Origin of the sequence: Streptomyces hirsutus (assembly GCF_001418415.1) — a bacterium.
Classification (GTDB): domain Bacteria; phylum Actinomycetota; class Actinomycetes; order Streptomycetales; family Streptomycetaceae; genus Streptomyces; species Streptomyces hirsutus.
In genome coordinates this window covers 1-3,984 of record NZ_LIQT01000438.1, presented here as the reverse complement: position 1 = coordinate 3,984, position 3,984 = coordinate 1, and the positions used below count along the sequence as shown (strand labels likewise).

3 protein-coding genes and 2 pseudogenes are annotated in these 3,984 nt (G+C 75.0%); 4 read left to right on the top strand and 1 reads right to left on the bottom strand.

What is annotated here, in order from left to right:
• The 4 genes and pseudogenes from AOK11_RS29580 to AOK11_RS43610 form a co-directional block, all read left to right on the top strand.
• Nucleotides 1-184, top strand: a pseudogene (locus AOK11_RS29580) (phage tail sheath family protein); the annotation flags it as partial.
• Between the two features lie 35 nt (nt 185-219).
• Nucleotides 220-660: a phage tail protein gene (locus AOK11_RS29575; RefSeq protein ID WP_055596784.1), complete on the top strand. Its 441-nt coding sequence runs from the start codon at nt 220-222 to the stop codon at nt 658-660.
• Nucleotides 657-1,145, top strand: coding sequence for a zinc-ribbon domain-containing protein (locus AOK11_RS29570; RefSeq protein WP_055596783.1), 489 nt, complete (start codon nt 657-659; stop codon nt 1,143-1,145). The genes AOK11_RS29575 and AOK11_RS29570 overlap by 4 nt, the downstream gene beginning before the upstream one ends.
• Entirely contained in the window at nt 1,142-1,300 is a 159-nt protein-coding gene (locus AOK11_RS43610) for a DUF6760 family protein (protein ID WP_167353846.1), read from the top strand. Before AOK11_RS29570 ends, AOK11_RS43610 begins: the two co-directional genes overlap by 4 nt.
• A gap of 2,484 nt (nt 1,301-3,784) precedes the next feature.
• Here the strand turns inward: AOK11_RS43610 and AOK11_RS44125 are convergent.
• Nucleotides 3,785-3,984 (bottom strand): annotated as a pseudogene (locus AOK11_RS44125) (hypothetical protein); the annotation flags it as partial.

Genomic DNA, 3,984 nt, shown 5'->3' with positions numbered 1-3,984 from the left:
GCTGTTCGGCCGTACGGCCGAGGAGGCGTTCTACGTCAAGTGCGACCGCGACAACAACCCGCCGGAGTCCATCGACCAGGGCCGTGTCATCTGCGAGATCGGTGTCTCGCCGGTCAAGCCCGCGGAGTTCGTGGTGTTCCGGCTGGCCCAGTTCTCCGACAGCACCAGCCTCATCGACGAGTGACCTGCGGGTCAAGCAAGGAAAGGTGACAGACAGTCATGGCAACGGGCGATGCTCTTTCCACTCACGTCTTCGGCGTGCAGCTCGGCGGCTACCTGGTCGAGTCGATCCAGGAGATCAGCGGGCTGACCGTCGAGGAGGAGGTCGTCGAGGTACGCCAGGTCAGCGCGGAGGGCAAGCAGATCATCCGCAAGCAGCCCGGCGCCCGGCAGGCCGGTGAGATCACGATCACCCGGGGACTCGATCAGAGCAGTGAGTTCACCAACTGGATCAAGGAGACCCTGAACAACGGCGCCGTGAACTCCGCGCGGCAGAACCTCACCATCGAGATCAAGGACACCGAGGGCAACACGGTCCGCCGTATCCAGCTGATGCAGGGCTGGGCCTCCAAGTGGGAGGGCCCGTCCCTGAAGGCGGGCGAGTCGTCCGCGGCCACCGAGTCCGTGACGATCGTGTTCGAAGAGATCATCGTCGAATGAGGCGCCGTACGGTGACGGCGGGCAACCTCGAGGAGATCCTCCAGGTCACGACGCCCGTCCCGGTGCCGGAGCAGGCGGCGGCACCCCCCGCCCCGGCGCCCCGGGAGGGTCACGGGCTGCGCACCGACTTCGAGTTCGAGCTCCCGCGCGGCTACGTGGACGAGGCGGGCACGGTGCACCGCCATGGCGCGATGCGCCTGGCCACCGCCCGTGACGAGCTGCGCCCGCAGATCGATCTGCGGGTCAAGGAGAACCCGGCGTACCTGAGCGTGGTGCTGCTGAGCCAGGTGATCACCCGGATCGGCTCGATCACGGATGTGCACACCGGGGTCGTGGAGCGGATGTACGCCACCGACGTCGCCTTCCTCCAGGACTTCTACCGCCGGGTCAACAGCGAGGGCCACACCCGCGCCGCGGTGACCTGCCCGCACTGCGAGGGCGGCTTCGAGGTCGACCTCTCGGGTGGGCGCCTGGGGGAATCGTGACGTACGCCCTTCCCCGGCTCCGGGAGGAGATCGCGTACATCGCCTATCACTTCCACTGGCAACGCGAGGAGATCCTCGACCTGGCCCATGGCGAACGGCAGCAGTGGGTGGCCGAGATCGCCCGTATCAACACCCGTATGAACGAAGGCGGTTGAGCACATGGCATGGCGGGACAGGCTGCGCCGCCGGGCCGCCGCGGACCGCTCCGACGTCCCGGGAGACGATCCGTCCGGCGCGGGCCCGGACCGTGGCGCGCCCGGCGCCCCGGGTCCCTCCGTGCCCGGCGACTGGGACGGGGGCTGGCGCCGCACCGCCGCGCCGGAACTCACCGTGTCCCGCGCCCCGCTCGGCGTCAGCGACGGCCTCGCCTTCCGCGCGGGCCTGGCCGCCTGGCAGAACCCGTCGTTCGACAGCGGCCTCGGGCATGCGCTGCTGCCCGCCGCTCCGACCGGCCTGGTACGCGGTGTCACCCGCACTGCCGCCCCGCAGCCCACGCACACCGCCGGGGGGCCGCTGCTGCTGAGGGCGTTGCGGCTGGAGGGGGCGGACGCTTCGGGAGACGGGGCCTCGGACGGGGCAACGGCCGACCGGACACCGGAGATTGCCCGTCGGAAGGATCCGGGGGAGCGGAAGTCCGGGTCGACGGAATCCGGTTCGGGATCGTCCGCCGTACGGCCCTCCGGCATCGATACCGGTGGTGACAACCCCGCGGGGAGGGTGAGTTCGAGCGACGACGCTCCTCGGCCCCGTGGCCTCACGCTCACGGATTCCCCCACGGTCCTCTCCTCGTCACCTGCCGCCGTCCAACGGGCCGTCGAGAGCCCGGTCGTGGTCCCCGCCGACACCGGCCGTCAGCCGGTCGTTCCCAGGACTCCGCTCGTACGACGTGTGGCGGTCGTGCCGCCCGCAGCCACCGACGGGGCTGCGCCCCGACCCGCTTCTGGGGCGAACCCCGGGCGTACGTCCGGGACCCGGACTGATTCCGGGGGCCGTACGCCTTCGGGCCCGGCCGTCCGGCGTGCCGCGAACGAGACGACGGGAACTCGGTCCGCCCGCTCCGGCGCCGAGGAGTCCCGCCCGGCCGTCCGGCGTGCCGCGACGGAGGCGACCGGGCCGCAGCCGGAGGCATCCCGTACTTCCGGGGCCGACGGGTCCCGCCCGGCCGTCCGGCTCAGCCCGTCGGGGCCGCGCCTGACCGTCGCCCGTCGCCCGGCCGGACCTGTGCGCCGGGTCGCCGCCGTCCGGCCCGCGAACCCTCCGGTGCCCGGCACCGCCCCCACGCCCGACGCATCCAGCACCACAACGCCGGCCAGTACGAGCGTGGGCTCCAGCGCCCCCGTGCAGCGCGCCGCCACCGCCCCGCACCGGCGCGCTCCCCTCGGTGCCCCGTTGAGCGAACTACCTGCCACGGCAACGCCGCTGACGCAAGACACTCTCGCGCCCGGCGCCGGAACCCCGCCCGGTCCGACACTGCCCGTCGTCCAGCGCCAGGCCGACACATCGGGGCCGTACGACAGCGGTACGAGCGCTACGAAGGAGACGGCACCCGCAGCCCCGGCCGACGCCCCGCGCCGGACCTCGGCCCCCGGCAGCACGGGCGCCCGCGCACGCGGTGGCCTGGGAGCTCCGCTGCCCGCGCTGCCGCCGAGCGCCGAACTGCCCGGTTCCGCCGCGTCCCGTGCTTCTCGTACGGCGCCCGGCCCGGACGTCCAGCGCGCTCCGGTACGTCCGGGCCAGAGCTCCGCAACCGCTCCGGTGCCGCCCACCGGGGCCGCGCCCCTCGCTCCGGAAGCGGACGCCCCGCTGCTGGGGACGGCCGACGTCCAGCGCAGCCTCGTGGACCACTCCACCGGGGGCGCCACCCGGGCCACTCCCGCAGACCACGGAAACGGGCCCGCCACGTCGCTGGTGACGCCCTCCCCGGCCGTCGCCCCCAACCGCCCGGAACCGGCACACACCGGAGCCACGGAAGGCGCGGCAGGAAAAGCGCGACGCCCCGGCGCGGCGCCCGGTGGTGGGGCGAGCGCCGACGGGCCGGGCTCGGGCGGATCCCGCGCTGATGGATCGGCCTCCGGCGGACCCCGAGCGGACGGCCCGGCCTCCGGCGGACCCCGAGCGGACGGCCCGGGCTCTGGCAGGCGAAGGCCCCAACGCGCCGTCGTCCCGGGTCCGGTCGTCGTTGCCAGGGCCGTGGTCCCAGACACCGAAAGCACCCGGCCCGCCGGCTCGGCAGGCCAGCGCCGCCCCACCGTGACCAGCTCCGCGGCACACTCCGCTACGGCGGCACCCCGCACCCTCTCGCTACTGGCCGCCCGCCCGCTCACCTTGAGCACCCGGACCCCGGAAGGGGCGGCACCGCCCGCCGCCGCCCGCTCCGGCAGCCGTCCCGTGGTGGCGGCGCGCTGGCCCGGTGCACCGTCCGCTGCCCCGGCCGACACCACGCCACCCACCGGGGCGCCCGCGCGCCGGTTCGGCACATCGGCCGGCTCGTCGGGCGGCTCCGGGGCCGCCATGCGCCCGCTACCCGGCCCGTCCGCGCCCGCCCAGGCCACACCGCAGCTCCAGCGAGCCGCGCCCGCGCACCCCGGACCGCGGGGCAAGCACGTGGGCGTACGAACGACCGCCTCCCCGGATCCGGTTCAGCGCGTCCCGGTCGTCCGTCCCGCGCCGCCCCGCCCGCCGACCGCCGGTGCGACCACCGCCGTACCGGCGAAGCCTCTGCCGGTGACCGCCCCGCAGGCGCCGCCGCTCGCCGACCGCCCGTCGGCCGCCACAGCACCGGTGGGACCCGTCCCCGTGGTCCGGCCGCGGACGGTCGCGCCGGGCGCCGGACCGGCGG